The organism is Vibrio sp. Vb1755 (assembly GCF_033338635.1).
GTDB classification, from domain to species: Bacteria; Pseudomonadota; Gammaproteobacteria; order Enterobacterales; family Vibrionaceae; genus Vibrio; species Vibrio alginolyticus.
In genome coordinates, this window is sequence record NZ_JAWOTA010000114.1 from 1 (window position 1) to 1,529 (window position 1,529).

The window sequence follows — 1,529 nt, forward strand, 5'->3', positions numbered from 1 at the left end:
TTTTCTAAGGCGGCTAAAATAACGAAAGGCTTAATGGTCGAGCCTGGCTCCATTGAGTCCGTGATCACACGGTTACGCATCTTATAACTTTGCCAATCCGTGCGGTTATTTGGGTTGTATGACGGAGCATTAACCATCGCCAAAACGGCACCCGTTTTTACATCCAGCATCACCACGGAGCCAGAGGTTGCACGGTGATCGGCAACCGCCTGTTTGATGGCACGGTAAGCGATAGCCTGCAAACGCTGATCAATGGTCAGCTGCAACGACTTGCCTTCTTGTTTGTCTTGCCAAGCGATGTTTTCAACGACACGGCCGTAGCGGTCTTTACGAATGGTCTTTTTACCTTCTTCACCGGTTAGCCATTCATCGTAACTGCGCTCAACCCCCTCTAGGCCATGACCGTCAATGCCTGTCACACCGACAAGGTGCGCACTGACTTCGCCAGCCGGGTAATAACGACGAGACTCCGACTTAAGACCAATACCTGGTAGCTTCAGTTCACGAATGGAGTTTGCCATCGCTGGGCTCACCTGGCGCTGCAGGTAAATAAAGCGACGCTTTTCGTTGCGCTTGATTTTGTCAATCAAGCCTTGGCGATCCACACCTAACACATCTGCTAAGGCATACCAGTTTTGTTTCTGACTTAGCGCATTTTCTTTAAAAATGGTGGCTGGATCGGCCCAAACCGCTTCAACAGGCACACTCACCGCTAAAGGTTCACCATTGCGATCAGAAATAATGCCTCGTGCAGACGGGATAGACTTAACACGAATCGAACGTAGATCGCCCTGCTTAATGAGATTATCCGGCTCGATGATTTGAATATAGGCCACACGAGCGACAAGAAGCGCAAAGGCGCAGAAAACAAAAAACAGCAATAAATGGAAGCGCCAGCGAATCAAAAATGATGGCTCTACTTCTACTTTCGCTGCTTTCGGTGCGGTTTTGGTGTCGTTTACTGCGGCTTTGGGTTTCGCAGAAGACTTACGCTTATTTCCTTGTTTAGCGTTGGTTTTCTTTCTTATCATTTTAGCGTGATAACCACTTCTTTATCGCCGTCAGGTCGTTTCATTTCAAGATCCTTTTTCGCAAGATCTTGCACTCGACTGTGTTCTGCTAAGGCGGTTTCTTCCAACATCAGGTTGCGCCATTCGCTATCTAATCGCTCGCGCTCAACCAGAGTGTGATCTTTTTCAGTGATCGCTTGACGCGCATGGTGGGTAGCAAATACCACTCCCATTGCTGATGCCATGATCAATAGCAACAATAGTAATGACCAGCGACCAACGGTAATTAAATCCGTGGCGATCAACTTAGCAAGGTTGGGAGTGGGTTTCGTCATAATAATTAAAGCTTTTCAGCAATTCTTAGCACAGAACTGCGCGAACGAGGGTTCATGTCAATTTCTTGTTTGCTCGGTTTTATCGCTTTGCCAACAGTTTTCATGTTTGCGCTGCCAAGCTCTTTGATTTGCGCTTCCGTCAAAGGAATCCCATGTGGAACCTCAGGACCTTTACTTTCTTTGC

3 protein-coding genes are annotated in these 1,529 nt (G+C 47.6%); all 3 read right to left on the bottom strand.

Annotation, left to right across the window (positions count from 1 at the left end; translation table 11 throughout):
* Nucleotides 1-1,031: penicillin-binding transpeptidase domain-containing protein (locus tag R7E00_RS23065; RefSeq protein WP_318124553.1), on the bottom strand; the 1,031-nt coding region annotated here is incomplete at its 3' end.
* Nucleotides 1,028-1,345 (bottom strand): cell division protein FtsL, encoded by a 318-nt coding sequence (ftsL, locus tag R7E00_RS23070; RefSeq protein ID WP_005458197.1) that lies wholly within the window; start codon nucleotides 1,343-1,345, stop codon nucleotides 1,028-1,030. The genes R7E00_RS23065 and ftsL, both read right to left, overlap by 4 nt.
* Nucleotides 1,346-1,350: 5 nt before the next feature.
* The coding region (mraW, locus tag R7E00_RS23075) for a 16S rRNA (cytosine(1402)-N(4))-methyltransferase (RefSeq protein WP_318124560.1) at nucleotides 1,351-1,529 on the bottom strand (179 nt) is incomplete at its 5' end.

What these genes read in the sequence shown, in the direction of transcription:
- ftsL (WP_005458197.1), bottom strand. Translation starts at nt 1,345, where the DNA reads ATGACGAAACCCACTCCCAACCTTGCTAAGTTGATCGCCACGGATTTA.